The sequence below is a fragment of the Tsukamurella sp. 1534 genome, from assembly GCF_000312385.1.
Classification (GTDB): Bacteria; Actinomycetota; Actinomycetes; order Mycobacteriales; family Mycobacteriaceae; genus Tsukamurella.
Genome location: NZ_HE997627.1, coordinates 985,742 through 1,003,595, shown reverse-complemented (window position 1 = coordinate 1,003,595; position 17,854 = coordinate 985,742). Strand labels below are relative to the sequence as shown.

Annotated in this window: 20 protein-coding genes; 11 read left to right on the top strand and 9 right to left on the bottom strand. The window is 71.6% G+C overall.

What is annotated here, in order from left to right:
* The first annotated feature begins 40 nt into the window (after positions 1-40).
* Both BN39_RS17210 and BN39_RS17205 read left to right on the top strand, forming a co-directional pair.
* Positions 41-1,195, top strand: a complete 1,155-nt coding sequence (locus BN39_RS17210; protein ID WP_019203689.1) for a GNAT family N-acetyltransferase — start codon at positions 41-43, stop codon at positions 1,193-1,195.
* 74 nt (positions 1,196-1,269) lie between these two features.
* Positions 1,270-1,701 (top strand): PPOX class F420-dependent oxidoreductase, encoded by a 432-nt coding sequence (locus tag BN39_RS17205; RefSeq protein ID WP_019203688.1) that lies wholly within the window; start codon positions 1,270-1,272, stop codon positions 1,699-1,701.
* A 25-nt stretch (positions 1,702-1,726) separates the two neighbouring features.
* On the opposite strand, the gene BN39_RS22385 is transcribed toward BN39_RS17205, so the two are convergent.
* The gene (locus tag BN39_RS22385; RefSeq protein ID WP_237741726.1) at positions 1,727-2,743 is read right to left on the bottom strand and encodes a M48 family metallopeptidase; all 1,017 of its coding nucleotides are present in this window, start codon (positions 2,741-2,743) and stop codon (positions 1,727-1,729) included.
* Between the two features lie 394 nt (positions 2,744-3,137).
* Here BN39_RS22385 and BN39_RS17195 point away from each other — a divergent pair, with 394 nt between their 5' ends.
* The 6 genes from BN39_RS17195 (at position 3,138) to BN39_RS17170 (ending at position 6,886) form a co-directional block, all read left to right on the top strand.
* Complete coding sequence (locus BN39_RS17195; protein WP_019203686.1) at positions 3,138-3,620, top strand: ribose-5-phosphate isomerase; 483 nt, start codon at positions 3,138-3,140, stop codon at positions 3,618-3,620.
* A 6-nt stretch (positions 3,621-3,626) separates the two neighbouring features.
* On the top strand, positions 3,627-4,430 hold the full coding sequence (locus BN39_RS17190) for an Fpg/Nei family DNA glycosylase (protein WP_019203685.1): 804 nt from the start codon (positions 3,627-3,629) through the stop codon (positions 4,428-4,430).
* Positions 4,431-4,521: 91 nt separating this feature from the next.
* On the top strand, positions 4,522-5,493 hold the full coding sequence (locus BN39_RS17185) for a PE-PPE domain-containing protein (protein WP_019203684.1): 972 nt from the start codon (positions 4,522-4,524) through the stop codon (positions 5,491-5,493).
* A gap of 17 nt (positions 5,494-5,510) precedes the next feature.
* The gene (locus BN39_RS17180) at positions 5,511-5,786 is read left to right on the top strand and encodes a DUF3618 domain-containing protein (RefSeq protein ID WP_019203683.1); all 276 of its coding nucleotides are present in this window, start codon (positions 5,511-5,513) and stop codon (positions 5,784-5,786) included.
* Positions 5,787-5,792: 6 nt separating this feature from the next.
* Positions 5,793-6,176 carry a hypothetical protein gene (locus BN39_RS17175; protein ID WP_019203682.1) on the top strand — a complete coding sequence of 128 codons (384 nt, stop codon included), beginning with the start codon at positions 5,793-5,795 and terminating at the stop codon, positions 6,174-6,176.
* A 53-nt stretch (positions 6,177-6,229) separates the two neighbouring features.
* Complete coding sequence (locus tag BN39_RS17170) at positions 6,230-6,886, top strand: hypothetical protein (RefSeq protein WP_019203681.1); 657 nt, start codon at positions 6,230-6,232, stop codon at positions 6,884-6,886.
* Positions 6,887-6,905: 19 nt separating this feature from the next.
* Here the strand turns inward: BN39_RS17170 and BN39_RS17165 are convergent, their stop codons facing one another.
* Together BN39_RS17165 and BN39_RS17160 are read right to left on the bottom strand one after the other, a co-directional pair.
* The gene (locus BN39_RS17165; protein ID WP_019203680.1) at positions 6,906-7,577 is read right to left on the bottom strand and encodes a hypothetical protein; all 672 of its coding nucleotides are present in this window, start codon (positions 7,575-7,577) and stop codon (positions 6,906-6,908) included.
* Positions 7,574-8,149 carry an HhH-GPD-type base excision DNA repair protein gene (locus BN39_RS17160; protein ID WP_019203679.1) on the bottom strand — a complete coding sequence of 192 codons (576 nt, stop codon included), beginning with the start codon at positions 8,147-8,149 and terminating at the stop codon, positions 7,574-7,576. The genes BN39_RS17165 and BN39_RS17160 overlap by 4 nt, the downstream gene beginning before the upstream one ends.
* 101 nt (positions 8,150-8,250) lie before the next feature.
* Between BN39_RS17160 and BN39_RS17155 the strand changes: the two genes are divergently transcribed.
* Positions 8,251-9,042 (top strand): crotonase/enoyl-CoA hydratase family protein, encoded by a 792-nt coding sequence (locus tag BN39_RS17155; RefSeq protein ID WP_019203678.1) that lies wholly within the window; start codon positions 8,251-8,253, stop codon positions 9,040-9,042.
* A 140-nt stretch (positions 9,043-9,182) separates the two neighbouring features.
* Here the strand turns inward: BN39_RS17155 and BN39_RS17150 are convergent, their stop codons facing one another.
* Both BN39_RS17150 and BN39_RS17145 read right to left on the bottom strand, forming a co-directional pair.
* Positions 9,183-9,851 carry a response regulator transcription factor gene (locus BN39_RS17150; protein WP_019203677.1) on the bottom strand — a complete coding sequence of 223 codons (669 nt, stop codon included), beginning with the start codon at positions 9,849-9,851 and terminating at the stop codon, positions 9,183-9,185.
* Positions 9,848-11,017: a sensor histidine kinase gene (locus tag BN39_RS17145; protein WP_019203676.1), complete on the bottom strand. Its 1,170-nt coding sequence runs from the start codon at positions 11,015-11,017 to the stop codon at positions 9,848-9,850. Before BN39_RS17145 ends, BN39_RS17150 begins: the two co-directional genes overlap by 4 nt.
* 173 nt (positions 11,018-11,190) lie before the next feature.
* Here BN39_RS17145 and BN39_RS23560 point away from each other — a divergent pair, with 173 nt between their 5' ends.
* Entirely contained in the window at positions 11,191-11,343 is a 153-nt protein-coding gene (locus BN39_RS23560; protein WP_019203675.1) for a hypothetical protein, read from the top strand.
* 69 nt (positions 11,344-11,412) lie between these two features.
* Positions 11,413-12,879 carry a cytochrome P450 gene (locus tag BN39_RS17140; protein ID WP_019203674.1) on the top strand — a complete coding sequence of 489 codons (1,467 nt, stop codon included), beginning with the start codon at positions 11,413-11,415 and terminating at the stop codon, positions 12,877-12,879.
* 11 nt (positions 12,880-12,890) lie between these two features.
* On the opposite strand, the gene BN39_RS17135 is transcribed toward BN39_RS17140, so the two are convergent.
* From BN39_RS17135 to speB, 4 genes are read right to left on the bottom strand one after another with little or no spacing between them, the layout of a single operon-like run.
* Complete coding sequence (locus BN39_RS17135) at positions 12,891-14,591, bottom strand: NAD(P)/FAD-dependent oxidoreductase (RefSeq protein ID WP_019203673.1); 1,701 nt, start codon at positions 14,589-14,591, stop codon at positions 12,891-12,893.
* Entirely contained in the window at positions 14,588-15,400 is an 813-nt protein-coding gene (locus BN39_RS17130; RefSeq protein ID WP_019203672.1) for a carbon-nitrogen hydrolase family protein, read from the bottom strand. The genes BN39_RS17135 and BN39_RS17130 overlap by 4 nt, the downstream gene beginning before the upstream one ends.
* Positions 15,397-16,812 carry an amino acid permease gene (locus BN39_RS17125; RefSeq protein WP_019203671.1) on the bottom strand — a complete coding sequence of 472 codons (1,416 nt, stop codon included), beginning with the start codon at positions 16,810-16,812 and terminating at the stop codon, positions 15,397-15,399. The genes BN39_RS17130 and BN39_RS17125 overlap by 4 nt, the downstream gene beginning before the upstream one ends.
* Positions 16,809-17,798 (bottom strand): agmatinase, encoded by a 990-nt coding sequence (gene speB, locus BN39_RS17120; protein ID WP_051159036.1) that lies wholly within the window; start codon positions 17,796-17,798, stop codon positions 16,809-16,811. The genes BN39_RS17125 and speB overlap by 4 nt, the downstream gene beginning before the upstream one ends.
* Positions 17,799-17,854: the final 56 nt, after the last annotated feature.

The window sequence follows — 17,854 nt, the reverse complement described above, 5'->3', positions numbered from 1 at the left end:
CCGCGGACGCCGGGCGGCGGTCCCGCACAATGGTGGGACCATGATCGACGACGACGCCCGCGTGAGCCCGCGGAGACTGCGCTCCCGACCGCTGGTTCCCCGCGACGCCGCGGTGGCACTGACGGCCGGCGGCGTACCGATTCCCGAGCGCGATTTCTTCATCGACGAGTTCCGCGGTGTCACCATCGTGGTCGCGCTACCGACGGTCACCGAGGAGGCGATCGCGGTGGTGGCCCGCACCGTCGCCGAGTTCGGGCACGGGGACACCCGGTTCGTGTTCCTCGCCGCCCACGAGGACGCGGAGCCGGTCGCCCGCGCGGTCACCGGCCCGGTGGTCGACGGTGACGCGGAGTGGGACGACCGCGTCACCGCCGCGCTGTGGCTCGCGATCGCCGACTCGCGGTGCGTCGTGGTCGCCGCGCCCCGCGGGGCCGTCGTCCGCACGGCGGGCACCATCTCGGCGAGCGTGCGCGCGTCGAAGATGGTGCTCACCGATCCGGGTGGGGGCTGGGGTTCGCCGCCGCGCAGCTTCGCCGATATGGACGTCCATCGCGAACGGCTCGCCGCCCACCTCGACGAGCGCGGGCTGGGCGATTTCATCCCCGCCGCCGAGGCGGCGCTCGCGGGCGGCGCGTACAGCGTGAACCTCTGCCGTGCAGAAGATCTCGAGTTCGAGCTGTTCACCTTCGACGGCCGGGGGACGGTGCTCACGCAGGGGCGCTATCTGCACCTGGCGCAGCTGCAGGTGGACGACTTCCCGGCGATCGAGGCGCTCGTCGCGCAGGGCGTCCACGAGGGCGTGCTCAAGCCGCGCAGCCGGATCGAGATCGCCCGGATGGCGGTCGGCGGGCTCGGGGCGCGTGTGCTCCGGACGGGGCACCTCGCCGGGATCGTGGGGCTCGAAACGGATCTCTACGCGGGCACGGGCTGCGGGGAGGTGTCCGGCCTGATCACGGTGTCCGAGTTCTCCGGTCTCGGGGCGGGCGGACTCCTCATGGACGGATTGCTCGACCGGTGCCGCGATCTCGGCCTGCACACCCTGTTCGCGGTCACCGTGAGCACCGACGCGGCCGAGTTCTTCGCCCGGCGTGGTTTCGCCGAGGTGGCGCAGGACGACGTGCCCGCCGCCAAGTGGGACGGGTACGACGAGGACCGCCTGGGCGCGGCCCGGTGCTTCCTGCGCGCGGTCGACTGACGCGGGCGCCCGGGCCGGGCATCGACGGGCCAGGGGCCGGGAATGACCGCGGCGGCGGAGTCGTTGCAGCGGTCATGGCGGATGCGGCGTACGACCCTCGTGACCTGATCGAAGCGACGCGGCTGGCGGTCCTGGCGACCATCCGGGCCAGCGGCGTGCCCCAACTGTCGCCCGTCACCGCCGTGTACGACCGGGGCGCGGACGCGATCCTGGTGTCCATGACCGACGGCCGGGCGAAGACCGCGAACCTCCGTCGTGACCCGCGCGCGGCCCTCGAGTTCACGAGCGCGGACGGACGCTCGTGGGCCACCGCGGAGGGTGCGGTCACCCTCGCGGGGCCCGCGGACTCGCCCTCCGACGCAGCGGTCGACGCCCTCGTCGACTACTACCGCGCCGGCGCGGGAGAACACCCGGACTGGGACGAGTACCGCAGCGTCATGGTCGCGGACAGGCGCGTCCTCATGCGCCTGCGAATCGACCGTGTGTACGGCGAGAAGCTGAACTGACCCGGCGACGATCCGCCGGATCCGGTCAGCCTCCGGCCGACGGTCCCTGGGGGCCGAACGGGCCCGGGTGCGGGCCGGGGGCCGCGAGCGCCTGGTCCGGCGGCGGGGCCAGTGTCTCCTGGGTGTCGAACGAGGGGACGGGACCCGACGGGACCACCGCGCCGCCGCCGATGCCGCGCACCGTCTGGCCCGGGGCGAAGAACAGCGATCCGGACTTGGTCCGGTTGCGCAGCGCGGCCGCGCGCCAGGTGAGCACGGGGTGCGAGGACAGCAGGTTCACCAGCCAGGTGAAGAAACCGCGGTCGGTGGTGGCGCGGTCGGCCAGCTGATCGAAGTCGACGCCCTTGCCGAGGTACTTGCCGGCGCCGAGCAGGCCCATGCCGCCGGGGGCGCCGGACGGCTGATTGAAGTAGCCGTAGTTGTCGGCGGTGTACTCCTGCGAGCGGGACAGCGCGGAGCCGATCACCGGCAGGTAGCTCATGGCGAACGAGCCGATCTGCCGCCAGTAGGACACGTGACCGGCGGCGATGTGTCCCACCTCGTGGCCGACGATGTACGCCAGCGCCTCCGGATCGCGGGCCTTACCGCCGACCTCGAACAGGTCGCTGTAGACCACCACGAACCGTCGGAAACCGTGGCCCGAGGCGAACGCGTTGATCTGCCCGTTGCCCAGCACGACGAACGCGTCGGGCACCTCGCGCAGGCCGTACCGGGCGGCCGCCTCGCGGACGATCCGATAGCCCTCGGGGAACTGGGTGGGCGTCATCTGGATGCCCTGGACGCGCGGTGTCGCCCAGTTCAGGCCGCGGGCGAAGAACACGAGGATCGGCACCAGAAGGATGAACAGCACGTAGGTGTCGATGAGCCCGACGAGCGAGAGCACGAGCGCGCCGCCGTAGATGACGGCGGTGGTCAGGATCACCAGCACCAGCAGCGGGATCTCCCACGGGTGACGCCGCGGCGCGCCGGCGTAGGCCGGCGGCTGATAGGCGGGCACGGGACCGCCCGGGTACTGCGGTCCGCCCCCGAGCCCCTGGTACATCGCCGGATCGTGCGCGCCGAGCTGCGGCATGCCGGCGGCCTGCGCCGCGCGGTGCTGCTCGGTGGGGAAATCGCCGGCCGGGATGGCGGGGATCGTCCCGGTCGCGGCCTCGGACGCGTCGTCCGACGGCGTCCCGGTTCCGGCGTCGGGCCGCGCGTAGTCACCGGGCTGGACCACGGGGAAGACCCCCGTCGCCGGCATCGTCGACTCGTTCGGCTCGTCGCTGAACGCCCCGCCGCGCGCGGCCTCGGGCGAGGAGGCGGCGGGGGAGTCGGTGGAGTCGGACCCGTCGTTCGGATCCTTGCCCGGGTTCTGCTCGGTGCGTTCATCCATGCCATCGAATGTAGGCTGTGCCGCCTTCGAGCGCTCGTGCGACTCGTGACAGACTTGGGCCATGCGCGTTTACCTCGGAGGCGACCACGCCGGTTTCGAACTGAAGTCCCAGATCGCACGGCACCTGACGGACGCCGGCCACGAGGTGGTCGACTGCGGTGCCCACGCCTACGACGCCCTCGACGACTACCCCGCGTTCTGCATCGACGCCGCCGCGCGCGTCGTCGCCGACCCGGGCAGCCTGGGCATCGTGCTCGGCGGCAGCGGCAACGGCGAGCAGATCGCCGCGAACAAGGTGCCCGGCGCGCGCTGCGCCCTCGCCTGGAGCGTGGAGACGGCCCAGCTTGCCCGTCAGCACAACAACGCCCAGCTCATCGGCATCGGCGGCCGCATGCACTCGGTCGACGAGGCGCTGGCCATCGTGGACGCCTTCCTCTCGACCCCGTGGTCGGACGAGGAGCGCCACCAGCGCCGCATCGACATCCTGGCGGAGTACGAGCGCACGGGCGTCGCCCCCGCCGTTCCCGCCGCCCCCGAGGCGTAGGGGCCCGTGCCCGAGGGGCACACGCTGCACCGGCTCGCCCTCGATCACGACCGGCTGTTCGCCGGTTCGACGGTGCGGGTGTCCAGCCCGCAGGGCAGGTTCGCGCCCGAGGCCGAGCGCCTGGACGGCCGGGAGTTCCTCGGCGCGGACGCCTGGGGCAAACACCTGTGGCACCGCTACGCCGGCGGGGCGATCGTGCACGTCCACCTGGGCCTCTACGGCGCCTTCACCGGCTTCGACCTGCTCGACGGTGCGCCGCCCGCCCCCGTCGGGCAGGTGCGGATGCGCATCGTCGGACCGCGCGGCGGCACCGACCTGCGTGGGCCCACGGCGTGCCGGCTGGTGACCGAGGACGAGGTGGACGCGGTGCTCGCCCGGCTCGGCCCCGACCCACTGCAGCCCGGCTCCGACCCCGAGGAGGCGCGGCGGCGCATCGAACGCTCGCGCCGCCCGATCGGGGCGCTGCTGATGGACCAGAAGGTGATGGCGGGCGTCGGCAACGTCTACCGCGCCGAGGTGCTGTTCCGGGCCGGCATCGACCCGCACCGCGAGGGCCGCTCCCTCGGTCCCGCCGAATTCGACGGGATCTGGGCCGATCTCGTGGCCCTCATGCCGATCGGCGTCGAACGCGGCCGCATGCACGTGGTGCGCGCCGAACACGACCTCGGCGCACCGTCGTACGCCCCGGACCGCCCGCGGACCTACGTCTACCGCCGCACGGGCGAACCGTGCCGCGTGTGCGGCGCCCCCGTCCGTACCGAGGTCATGGAGGCGCGGAACCTGTACTGGTGCCCCGTGTGTCAGACGTAGGGCTGTGACCTGCGATGTTAGCTCGACCACATCCCGGATTTCTTAACGACCCCTTCAGCTGGAGTTCAGGTGCTCCGGCAAGAGTGAAGCCATGAACGCGATCACCGTCACCAGCAGGGAGCCCCGCCGGCAGGCGGACCCCGACCGGGCCCGGGTCACCGTTCTCGCCGTCGGCGGAACGGGGGAGTCGTGGATCGACGACGCCCGCACCGAGGTCACCGGAATGCTGAGCCACGTGGTGGCCGAGCTCGACGACCGGTTCGCGGCCCGCTGGGTGGGCTACCCGGCGTCGTACGGACCCGTGCCCGCCCGCGACGGCGTCTCCTTCACCGAGTCGGTCGAGATCGGCGTGGAGCGGCTCCGGGCCGCGATCGCGGAGACCCGCGGCCTCATCGCCCTCATCGGCTACTCCCAGGGCTGCACCGTCGTGCGACGCGTGCTCGGCGACATCGCGGAGGGCGACGCCGTCGAGCCGCGGATCATCGCCGCCGGCCTCGTGTCCGATCCGGAGCGGCCGCGCGGCAGCGACCCCGCGCTCGCGGGTTCGGGCGTTGCCGGCGACGGCCCGCCGATCCCCGGCGGGCTGCCGGTGCAGTGGATCTCGCATCCGCACGACGTGATCTGCAATGCCAGCGAGGACTCGTTCGTGCGTGACATCGCCGATGCCACAGCATATTTCACCCTGCGTGACCTCGCGACGTGGGCGCCGCGGGCGGCGGGCGAGTACCTGGGTGACAAGTTCCAGAACGCCACCCGAACCGCCTTCGGATCGCGCCAGTGGCGGCGCGACGTGGAGCGCCTGAAGACGGCCGGCCGGGAGATCCTGGGCTACCTGCCGCGGGTGCGGTACCGCGGCCGCGAGTACAACCTGCGCGGCGACCGGCACGTGGCCTACGCGAGCGAGCCGCTCGCCCGGTTGCGGTACGAGGACTACGAACTCACGGGCTGTCAGGTGCTGGCCCAGTGGCTCCAGGTGCAGGCGACATTCGCCGCGACGGCCCCGCCGGACGGTGACTCCGGCCCGGCTGGTCTATTGTCGGGGAAGTATCTGCAAGCTGGTTGACCCGGAGGTTGGAACCCGTGGCACGTGACACCGAGAGCATCGAACGCGACATCGAGCGCGCCCGGGAGCAGCTGGCGGCGACGCTGGATCAGCTCGGGGAGCGCGCGAATCCGCAGAAGCTCGCCGAGCAGGCCAAGACGTCCGTCGTGGCCACGCTGACGAAGCCGCCGGTGCTCGCCGCCGGCGCAGCGGTCGCCGCGCTCGGCGTCTGGTTCGTGGGTTCGCGGTTCGCCCGCGCCCGCCGCGAGCGCAAGATCATCCGCGGCATCGCCGAGGGCAAGATCTCGATCTAAGGGCTCATGAGAAGCACGATCAGGGGCGGCGCCGGTATCGGCGCCGCCCTCGTCGTTTCCCCGCTCCTGGCGGCGTGCGGAGGCACGGCGCCGGAACCCGTCGCGCTGCCTGGCGACTATCCGTCGCAGCAGGTGCCCGTCGTGGGGGAGGTGCGCAAGGCCGAGGTGATCGAGGTCGGGCACCGGATGTGGCGGATCACCGTCGACGGGGAGAACACCGTGGCCGCGACCCGCGCCCTGCTGGCCGCGGGCCTGCTCCCCGTCGCTCCGGACGTGCCGCAGAACGCGGGCGAGGTGGGCGCGGTGTACCGCGGGCACGGTTTCACCGTCGGGATCTCCTCGGACGAGGAATCCGTGACGTACGTCGTGAGCCCCACGCCGGGCGTCTAGATCTCCGGGCTTTCACGGATCCGCCGCGCGCGGTGCGGCGCTACCCTGGAGGTATGGAGATACCGAAGGTGCTGGCCGGTCCCGCGAAATTGGGACTGGCGGCGGCGGGCCTGGGGCTCGCGGCGGCCGAGAGCACGGCCGCGATCGCGCGGGAGGCCGTCGGCATGGCGGCCGACGCGATCGATCCCGAGTCCGCGGGCGGCGCGCGCCACGAGAACCTGGTGACCGCGGTCGGCCGGGTGCCGTTCATCGTGCACCGCGTCTCGGACCTGCTCGGGGACGGCAGCGCGATCGACCGCCTGTTCGGCGACGACGGCGCCGCGGACAAGCTGGCCGACCTGTTCGACGAGGGTGGGTCCGTGGAGCGCGTGATCAAGCCCGACGGTCCGCTCGACCGCGCCACCCGCGAGGGCGGCATCGTGGAGACGCTGACCGCGGAGGACGGCGTCGTGCAGCGGCTGGCAGAGATGACCGACGCCCTGAACCGGCTCACCCCCACGCTGTCGGCGATGAACAATCGGATCGGCAACCTCGAGGACGTGATGGGGGCGGCGAACACCGTCGCCGAGCCCGTCACAGACCTGCTCTCGACGTTGCCCAAGTTCGCGCTCCGCACCGCCAACGAGGTGGCGAGGGCCGCGCAGCCCCCGCGCCGGCCCCGGCCCACGCAGATCGTGGACGCCGAGGTCGACGAGCTCGGTCAGGGCTGACCGAGCGCGCCCGGCGCTGCTAGTTGTACTCCTTGGCGCACACGGTGGCCACGGGCTCGTCGAAGAAGTAGGTGCGGTCGAACTCGCCCGTGCACTTGCCGACGTCCTTGAGCCCCGGCACCACGGACACCACGGTGATGGTTCCCGGCGAACCGCATTTCGTGGCGGCCTTGATCCAGGAGCCGGGCGCGGGCGTGCTGTAGCAGTAGTTCACGTTGAGATTCGGTGTCAGGCAGTACCAGCGGCCCTTGGCGATCGAGGTCTGCTCGGGCCGGCACTTCTGACCCGGTTCCATCACCTGGGTCACCTTGTACGGGGAGCCGCCGTCGTCGCAGTTGCCCACCTTGGGGGACGCGGGCACGTCGTAGAGGCAGTCCTCGGCCCGGAACTGCGAAGCGGTCTCGTCCGCGCTCGCGGTGGTGGCGTCGCCGGGATCGGCGCCGTTGGACCCGCTGAGCAGCGCCGCCACGACGATCGCGGCGGTGAGCGCGACCACGGCCGCCACCGCCACCAGCGCCACCACCACGTTGCGGCCCGATTTGGGCGGCGGTGGCGGAGGGGGCGGCGGAGCACCGGTCACGGGGCCGGGCCCGACGGGGCCGCGCGGCGGATTCGGCAGGGGGATGGCCTGCGAGTACGCCTGGTCCGCGTTGTAGGGCTCGGGTCTTCCGTCCTGTCCGGGTCCGGTCATGCCCCCGCCTTCTTCATGGCCGCTTTCTTCTCCTTCTTGTACGCGCGCACCTTCTGCAGCGAGTCCTCGTCCACCACGTCGGCCACCGACCGGAATCCCACCTTGCCGTAGTCGCCGACGGCGGTCGCCCAGCCGCGCGGCTTCACGCCGAGCTGCTTGCCGACCAGCGCCGCGAAGATCTTCGCCTTCTGCGCACCGAAGCCGGGGAGGGCCTCGATCCGCTTCACGAGATCGGCGCCGGACGCAGCCTCGGTCCAGATCCGTTCGGCGTGTCCGTCGTACTCGTCCACCACGATCTGCGCCAGCGTCTGCAGCCGGGCGGCCATCGCGCGGCCGTACCGGTGGATGGCCGGCGGCGTGGTGCAGAGTTCCTCGAACCGCGCCGGATCCGCGACGGCGATGTCCCGCGGGTCGATGCTGCCGAACCGGTCCAGCACCTTCCACGGGCCGGCGAAGGCCCGCTCCATCGGGAACTGCTGGTCGAGAAGCATGCCCGCGAGCAGCGCGAACGGGTGTTCCGAGAGCACTGCGTCCGACTTGGGCTCGCCGGTGATGTGCAACGTGACCGCCATGTGCGTGAGTTTACGTCAGCCGTGCCTTCCCCTACGGGGACCAACGCGGCGGATAGGCTGCATTCATACCGGTGATGAGACGAGGATCGAGGAGATAACGAATGTCGGACATCGATTACGAGGTGCGCGACGAGGTCGCCTACGTGCGGCTGAACCGGCCGGACAAGCACAACGGTCTCACCCTGGACATGATCGACGATCTGGCGCGGGCCGCGGATCGCGCGAAGAACGACCGTTCGCTGCGCGCCGTGCTGCTGCTCGGCGAGGGCAGCTCGTTCTCGGCTGGGCTCGACTTCGCGTCCGCGGGGAAGGAGCAGCGCCGGCTGCTGATGAACTTCGTGCCGAAGCGCTTCTCCGCCGCCAACAACTTCCAGGCCGCCGGCTGGGCGTGGCGCAGCGTGCCGGCGCCGGTGATCGCCGTGGTCCAGGGCCACTGTTACGGCGGCGGCCTGCAGATCGCGCTCGGCGCGGATTTCCGGTTCGCCTCCAGCGAGGCGGATTTCTCGATCCTCGAGGCCAAATGGGGCCTGATCCCGGACATGTCGCTGTCCGCGTCGATCGCGCAGCTCACCACCATCGACCTGGCCAAGCGGCTCACCATGACCGGCGAATTCTTCTCCGCCAAACAGGCTCACGAATGGGGCCTGGTGACCGGCGTGTCGGCGGATCCGATGAAGGACGCGCTCTCGCTCATCGAGAAGCTCAAGGAGCGCTCGCCCGACGCCGTCGCCGCGTCGAAGGCGTTGTTCGAGAACACCTGGTACAGCGGTTCGCGGCTGTCGTTCCCGGTGGAGCAGGCGCTGCAGCTGGGCCTGCTGCGCGGCAAGAACCACACGATCGCCCGCACCGCCGCGATGAACAAGGAGACCCCGGAGTTCATTGAGCGCCAGTGAGCCCGTCGCTCCGCCCCGTCGCTCCGCCCCGTCGCTCCGCTCCGGGCGCTCCCTAGATGTGATGTCTAGGGAGAGCGGGCGTCACGCGCGGGGGCTGACGATGCCGTGGACGGGGGCGTGGACCGGACCACCACTCGGCGTCAGGTGCGGGGGCTGACGATGCCGTGATCGAACGCGAAAACAATCGCCTCGGCGCGGTTGCGGACACCGAGTTTGGTGAAGATCGAGCCGATGTGGCTCTTCACCGTCACGATCGAGATCACGAGTTCGGCGGCGATGTCGTCGTTCGACATCCCACGCCCGACGAGCGCGAGCACGTCCACCTCACGCGACGTCAGGCGCTCCGCGTCGCGGGCGGGGCCGGCCGACGGTGCGCTCGCGTCGCGATAGGTCTGCAGCACGCGGCCGGTGACGGCGGGGTCGAGCACCGCCTCACCACCGGCCACGAGGCGGACGGCGCGGATCAGCTCCTCGGCGGGGGAGTCCTTGAGCACGAACCCGGAGGTCCCGGCGCGGAGCGCGGCGGACAGCAGATCGTCATCGCGGAACGTGGTGAGCACGAGAACCGGTGGCGCGTCGCCGTTCTCGGTGAGCAGCCGGGTGGCGTCCATGCCGCTCATCCGCTTCATCCGCAGGTCCATGAGCACCACGTCGGGCCGGGCCTCGGCGACGGCCGCGAGCACCTCGTCGCCGTCGGTGCACTCGCCGACCACCTCGAAGCCGTCGCGGCGGCGGAGGATGCGGCGCAGGCCCACCCGCACCAGGTCCTGATCGTCCACCAGTAGCAGGCGGATCGGGTCTGCGCTCATGCGCGGGCTTCTCCTTCGTGATGGGGGAACACGGCGTCCACGAGCCACATCCCGTCGGCGGGGCCGGCTTCCAGCGTGCCCCCGGAACTCTCGACGCGGGCCCGCATGCCGGCGAGGCCGGAGCCCCCGGGGGCGCGCCGCGCACCGTCGGGCACGGGGCAGCTGACCCGGACCCCGTGACCGCGCCGGGCGCGCGGCCCGACGGTGACGTCCACCCGCGCGCCCGGAGCGTGCTTGACCGCGTTGGCGAGGGACTCCTGCACCACGCGGAAGGCGGCGAGGTCCGCGCTACCGCCGAGCGGGACGGCGGGCGGCGCGTAGTCGAGCGCCACGGCGAGCCCGGCGCGCTCGAACGACGCGACCAGCTCGGGGATCTCGTCGATCCCGGGCTGCGCGTCGACGGGGCCTTCTGCGCGCAGCAGCTCGATGGTGCGACGGATGTCGTTCATCGCGGTGCGGCCCTGCGTCTCGGCATCGCGGAGGGCGTCCACGGCCTCGTCGCGATCGTCGTCGGACTCCAGTGCCCGACGGGCCGCGGTCACGTTGAGCAGGACGACGGCGAGCGAATGGGCCACTACGTCGTGCACCTCGCCCGCGATGGTGGCCCGGTCCAGCGCCAGTCGGTCGGTCTGCGCCCGTCGCTCGGCACGCAACAGCAGCAACTGGTTCTGCAGCAGCTGCCCGACGGCGGCGCCGAAGCACAGGGTGAGCGCGATGAGCCAGGCCTGGTGGATCGCGCCGGCGAACCCGGCGACGATCACCACCGCCTCGTAGACCACCAGGTGCGCCGCGGTCACCCGCTTGGTGCTCACGGCGGCCACCTGCGTGATGCCGAGGATCACGATGAGCGGCACCACGTCGATCGCCGTGGGGACGGTCCAGAACATCGCCGCGGCGGCGAGGGTCGCGGCGGAGTGGGCGGTGAGCGAGGCGCCGCTCTTGCGGATGAGGCTGACCACGATGTGCCCCAGCGAGAGCGCCGTGGCGGCGATGAGGAATCCCAGCTGCGTTCCCTGCGGCCGCTCCAGGAAACGGGGGACCGCCGCCTCGATGACCAGGGCGAGCATCGCCGCCTCGGTGATCGTCATGTAGTACGGCGGGTACTCGTAACCGAGGAGCTCGAAGTCCCTCCGGTACCGCGCCTCCAACCACCGCAGCCAGCGCATGCGATGCATCCTAGCGCCGACCGGGGGCCCGGTCGTCCGTCCCAGGGCGGATTTCCCCTCCACCCGGGGGCGGACGCGAAGTTCCGCCCTGGGCACGCTGACCTGCGAATACGGCTCCCATAGCGTCGAAGTCGACCCCGGAACCACCCGGCGGCACGACGAAGGAGCACACCATGCTCACCGTATTGATCCTCGGCGCGTTCGTTCTCGGCCTCCTCTGGCTCACCCACGACAGCGACGGCCTGGACTACCGCGCCCGCGACCTGCACCGCGCCCAGGCGGACCGCGACTCCCGGCCCCAGGGCGCGCTCGGCGTCCTGGTCTGATCCGGGCGACGGGCAGCGGACCGTCGCCGACAGCAGCACAATCGAGGTAGGAGGACGACGATGGCAACGATGACACCGGTGCTGACCCGCACCATGACACGGTCACTGGGGATCCCCGAGCCCGCGTGGCACCTGCGGTCGGCGGACGCCGAGAGCGGGATCCGGTCCACCGGCGCATCCGGCGACGAGGCGGGGCCCGTCGACGACGGTGCCGGCCTGCCGGCGCCGCCGGAACTCGCCCTGCACCCGTTGCGGGCGTCTCTGGGCTTCACCTTTCGCGAGGGCGATCTCGCCTTCCGCAGCGCGCGCCGGCACGGCGAGGTGTTCCGCTCCGAATTCCTCGGCGGCCCCGGCAAGGTGGTGATGATCTCCAACCCGGCGCACATCGCCTCGATCATGGGGAAGCCCGATCTGGCGCCGTCGGCCACCCGGTTCTCGCCGCTGCGGCCCATCGTCGGGCCGGATTCCGTGCTCACGTCGGTGGGGCCGCGGCACAAGCAGCAGCGGGGCCTGCTGCTGCCGCAGTTCCACGGTCGCGCGGTGACGGCCTATCAGGAGCGGATCGACGAGGCCACCGCCCGCCGGATCGACGAGTGGCGGCCGGGGGAGACGGTGGCGCTGGCGGACATCGGGCAGGCCATCACGCTGGACGTCATCATGTCCGCGGTGTTCGGCATCGAGGACGCCGTGCGCGCGACGCCCTCCGAGTCTGCGGTGCGGTCCTCGATGATCCGGCTGCTCCAGCTCTCCACGCACTCCCTGGCCACCGTTGTGCAGCTGATCAATTCGCGCAGCCGTGAGCCCAGGGGCGTCCTGAAGATGGTGCTCAACCCGCTGGACCGCGCCATCTACGGGGTCATCGCCGAACGTCGCCGGGAGGGCGCCGACGGGCCCGACGGGGCCGGGCGCACCGACATCCTCACGGTGCTCATGGCCGCCCGCGGCGACGACGGCGAGCCCCTCGGCGACGGCGAGATCCGGGACGAGCTGCTCACGCTCGTGCTGGCCGGGCACGAGACCACGTCGAACACGGTGGCCTGGACGTTCGAGCGGCTCACCCGTACCCCGGACGTGTATGCCCGCGCGATGGAGGCGGCGCGTTCCGGCGACGACGCCTACGTCGAGGCGCTGATCAACGAATCCATGCGGAGCCGCCCCGTCGTGCCCGTCGTGGCGCGGGAGCTGCTGGCGCCCTGGCGGTTCGGGGAGTACGCGGTCGAGCGCGGCCGGATCACGCTGGTGTCCATCCTGTTGCTGCACCACCGCGACGACCTGTACCCCCGGCCGTTCGCCTTCGAGCCCGAGCGGTTCCTCGGCGTCAAACCCTCGCCGCAGCGGCTCATGCCCTTCGGCGGTGGCACTCGGCGCTGCCTCGGGGCGGGGCTCGCTCTCGCGGAGCTGCGGGTGGTGATCAGTGAGATCCTCAGGCGTACGGACCTCGCGATCACCGACGCGCCGCCCGAACGGCCGCAGCACCGCAACGTCACCATGATCCCCGCCGACGGCGGTCTGGTCCGGGCGACGGTGCGGCGCTAGGCCGCCCGCTCTCAGGCGCGGGTGCCGCGCTCGTCGCCGAGCCGGACCGGCGCGATCTCGTCGAACACGTCGCCCGGGCCGGGGTTCGTCGCCGGCGTCGCTCCGCCCAGGTGGTGCACCACGCCCCACACCGCGTTGAGCGCGGTCTGCAGGGCGCCCTCCGCCCAGCCGGCGGTCCACGAGATGTCGTCGCCGGCGAGGAAGAAGCCCCGGTGTCGCGGGTCCAGCTCGTCCTGCTTGAAGTGTGTGAAGAGCCGTTCCTGGTAGCGGTAGTGGCCCGGGAGGTTGGCCTTGAACGCGCCCATGAAGTAACGCTCCGTCTCCCAGGAGACGGTCTTCGGGGTGGCGATGATGTGGCTGCGGATGTCCACGCCGGGGTAGATCTCGCCGAGCGATTTGAGCATCAGTTCCACGCGGGCGTTCGCGTCGAGGGGCAGGATCTTCAGCGAATCGTCGGACCAGGTGTAGCTCAGGCAGATCACCGCCGGCCGGTCCGGGCCGTGATCCAGAAGGTAGGTGCCCCGGCTCATCCGGTCGGTCAGCGTCATGGACATGGTGTCGCGTCCCGTCTCCGGATCGGGGTCCAGCCAGAACGGGCGGTCGACGAGCACGAACACCTTGGAGCTGCCCATGTAGTGGGTGCGCTCCACGGCCGTCCAGTGGTCGATTGGCAGCAGGTCGTCGTCGCAGTCGATGGTGTTGAGCAGCATCCACGCCTGGCCGGTGAAGATCGCTGCCGGGTAGGTGCGGGTCTCGCCAGCCGCGTCCACCAGGGTGTACCGGGGCGCGCCGCCGGGCCCCACGGTGCGCCGGATCTCCGTCACGGCCGGGCGGTGCGCGCCGCCGTTGAGGTCCCGCACGGACGTCCCGGAACCGTCGAACGGCGTCTCCCACAGTCGGATCGGCAGCTGATCGCAACCGCCCACTACGCCGCGGTGATGGTCGTCGGCCGCGGTGCAGGTGACGCGCAGGATCTCGAGCATCGAATTGGGGTAGTCGGTGTCCCAGCCGCCGGTGCCGAATCCGACCTGCCCGAACAGCTCCCGGTGCCGGAAGGAGCGGAAGTGGTCGGAGGCGGTGAGGAACCCGTAGAAGGTCTGGTCGTCGAGGGTCTCCACGAGGCGGCTCCACACCGCTCGGATCCGCGCCGTGTCGCGCGCGCGGATCGCGTCCTGCAGCTCGGTGCCGTCCGCGTGGTCGGCCAGCGTGGCGTCCCAGGCCCGCGCCACGTCCCTGTACTCCTGCGGGAGGTCGTCGAGGGTCCGGGCGTAGTGCGCGGTTCCCTTGAGGTCGACGACGGTGCTCGGCGTGGCCTCCGCCAGCGGGTTCGGGAAGTCCTCGGTCCGCAGCCCGGCCTCGTCGAGGTAGTGCTGCAGCGTGGTCGACGAGGGCGGGAATCGCATCGCGCCCATCTCGGCGACGATGTCGTCGTCGTAGCCCTCGAAGCGCTCGCTGCGCATCCGGCCGCCGATCCGGTCCGCCTCGTACACCACGGGTTTCAGGCCGATCCGGGCGAGCTCGCGGGCGGCGGCGAGCCCGGACAGGCCGCCTCCGATGATGGCGACCTCGGTGCCGCGCACCTCGTCGGGGACGGAGCCGAGCCCGTCGGGGTGCTGCACCCAGTCGTCGTACGCGAAGGGGAAGTCGGGCCCGAACATGGTGAGCGGGCGGGCGCCGTCGTCGTGGTGCGCGGCGGTTGCCGGCTGGGTCATGAGTCGTTTCCTCTCTGCCGGTACAGGTCACGGCGGCGGTCGGTCAGGTGGGTGTTGACGGTGCGCGACGCCGCGAGCGCGGCCCCGTCGGCGGTGAACAGTTCGAGGGCCTCCGCGCGGCCCGCCCGGGCGAGCACGGCACCGTCGGGCGCTGCGGCGGTGCTGAGTCCGCAGTACTCCAGTGTCTTCTCGCGCCCGCAGTGGTTGACGTACGCGATGTACAGCTGGCTCTCGTACGCCCGCGAGGGCACGAGCAGTTCGGCGACGAGCCCGAACGGCTCCATCAGGCCGGTGGGGACGAGGAGCAGGTCCACGCCGGCGTCGGCGTGCTCGCGCACCGCCTCGGGGAACTCCACGTCGTAGCAGACCAGCAGCCCGCAGGTGAGCCCGCCGAACGGGAAGGTCACGGGCAGTTCGTCGCCGGGTGCGAACTGCGCGCGGTCGAGGTCACCGAACAGGTGCGTCTTGCGGTAGTGCGCGAGCTCGGCACCGTCGGGCGCGACGACGGCGGCGGCGTTGAACACCGTGCCCCCGTCGCGCTCGGGGTAGCCGAACAGGATCGCGACACCGTGCCTGGCGGCGATCGCCGCGACCGCGGCGTGATACTCGCCGCCGCGCGGCCGCGCCAGTTCCGCTGCGGCGTCGCCGATGTCGTAGCCCGTCACGGACAGCTCGGGCGTCACCACGATGTGCGCGCCGCGCGCCGCCGCGCGGCCCGCAGCATCGTCGATCGCCGCGAGGTTGCCCGCCACGTCGGCCTCAGGGCCGGTGCCCGTGGGTCCCTGGAACAGCGCGACGGTGACACTCACGCGTCGGTCCGGAGCCGGGAGTTGCGGTAGCCGTAGGCGAAGTAGACCGCGAGGCCCACCACCGTCCAGAGGCCGAACGCGATCCACGTCGGGGCCTTCATCTGGAACATGAGCAGCACGCAGAACAGCACGCCGAGCGCGGGGATGAGGGGGAACAGCGGGGTTTTGAACGTGCGTTCCAGGTCCGGGCGGGTGTTGCGCAGCACGATCACGCCCACGTTGACGAGCGCGAAGGCGAACAGGGAGCCGATCGACGTGGCGTTGGCGAGCTCGCCGAGGGGCACGAGTCCGGCCAGGAGGGCGACGATCGCGCCCACGATGAGGATGTTGCGCACCGGCACCCGGGTCCGCGGGCTCACCGTGGCGAACACGCGCGGCACCAGGCCGTCCTTGCCCATCGTGTAGAGGATGCGCGTCTGGCCGTACATCACCGCGAGCACCACGCTGGCGATGGCGATCACCGCTCCGATCGAGAGCACCACGGCGGGCCAGGTGCTCCGGGTGACGTCGGTGAGCACCTTCGCGAGCGACGCCTCGGTGCCGCCGAACTGCTGCCAGGGCATCGCGCCCACGGCGGCGAGCGCCACGAGGCAGTACAGGACGGTGATGATGCCGAGCGACAGGATGATCGCGCGGGGCAGGTCGCGGCGCGGGTTCTTCGCCTCGTTGCCGGCGGTCGACGCGGCGTCGAAGCCGATGTAGGAGAAGAACACCAGCGCCGCCGCGGTCGTCACGCCGCTGACGCCGAACGGCATGAACGGGCTCAGGTTGCCGGCCTTGAAAGCGGTGAAGGCGATGGCGCAGAAGAACACCAGGACGCACACCTTGAGGATCACCATCGCGGTGTTGAGCCGCGCGCTCTCCTTCGCGCCGCCCATCAGGATCACGCACGCGAGCGCGACGATCACCATGGCGGGCACGTTGATCACGCCGCCCTCGCCGGGCGGGGCCGCGATCGCCGCGGGCAGCTGGTAGTCGAAGAGCGTGCTCAGCAGCTCGTTGATGTACTCGCCCCAGCCCACGGCCACGGCCGCGATGGAGACGCCGTACTCCAGCAGCAGGCACCAGCCGCAGACCCAGGCGAAGAACTCGCCGATGGTCGCGTAGGCGTAGGAGTACGAGCTACCGGAAACCGGGATGGTGCCCGCCATCTCCGCGTACGAGAGGGCCGAGAACAGGGCGGTGACGGCCGCCAGGACGAACGCGACGATGACCGCCGGCCCGGCATCGGGCGTCGCCTCGCCGAGGATCACGAAGATGCCCGTGCCGAGGGAGGCGCCGATCGAGAGGGCCGTGAGGTGGCCGAGGCCCATGGACCGCTTGAGCGGCGGACCGTCGCCGTGTTCGGCGGCGCTGTCTACCAGGATCCGGTCGACGGGCTTGCGCGCGAGCAGCGCGTCGCTCATCGTCATCGAGCGGCCGCCTCGTTGCGGGCGAGCACCGAGAGCAGCTCGTAGGCGACGTGGGCCGCGGCGATGCCGGTGAGCTCCGCGTGGTCGTACGGCGGCGCCACCTCGACCACGTCGGCGCCGACCACGTCGACGCCCACCAGGGCGCGCAGGGTGTTGAGCAGTTCCCGGGAGGTCATGCCGCCGGCCTCCGGCGTGCCGGTGCCGGGGGCGTGGGCGGGGTCGAGCACGTCGATGTCGACGGAGACGTACACGGGGCCGTCACCGAGCCGGCGGCGCATCCGCTCGATCACCGCGTCGAGCCCGTCGTTCTCGTAGTCGTCGGAGCGGATCACCTGGAAGCCCAGCACGCCGTCGTCGGTGAGGTCCTTCTCGCTGTACAGCGGGCCGCGGATGCCGATGTGCATCGAGCGGTGCAGGTCGATCAGGCCCTCCTCGCTGGCGCGGCGGAACGGCGTGCCGTGCGTGTACGGGGCGCCGAAGTAGGTGTCCCAGGTGTCGAGGTGCGCGTCGAAGTGGAGCACCGCGACGGGGCCGTGGTCCTTGGCGACGGCCCGCAGGATCGGCAGTGCCAGCGTGTGATCGCCGCCCAGCGTGAGCACCTTGGAACCGGCGCCGCGCAGGCGGGAGACCTCGGCCTCGACGGTGCGCAGCGCGTCCTCGATGTCGAACGGGTTCACCGCCAGGTCGCCGGCGTCGGCCACCTGCTGCACCGCGAACGGCGACACGTCGAGGGCGGGGTTGTAGGGCCGCAGCAGCTTCGACGAGGCCCGCACGTGCCCGGGACCGAACCGCGCGCCCGGGCGGTAGCTCACGCCGGAGTCGAACGGGATGCCCAGCACCGCGACGGCGGCGGACTGGACCTCGTCGAGACGGGGGAGGCGGGCGAAGGTCTCGGGACCGCAGTAGCGGGGGATGCGGCTGGCATCCACCGGACCACGGGGCGAAGAGTCGTCGGTCACGGGTCGATCCTCTCGCAGGGGCTGCATTTGTGGGGTGGATCACATAGTGTGGGACGTCGACCGACTTGTCAGCTCGAGTTTCA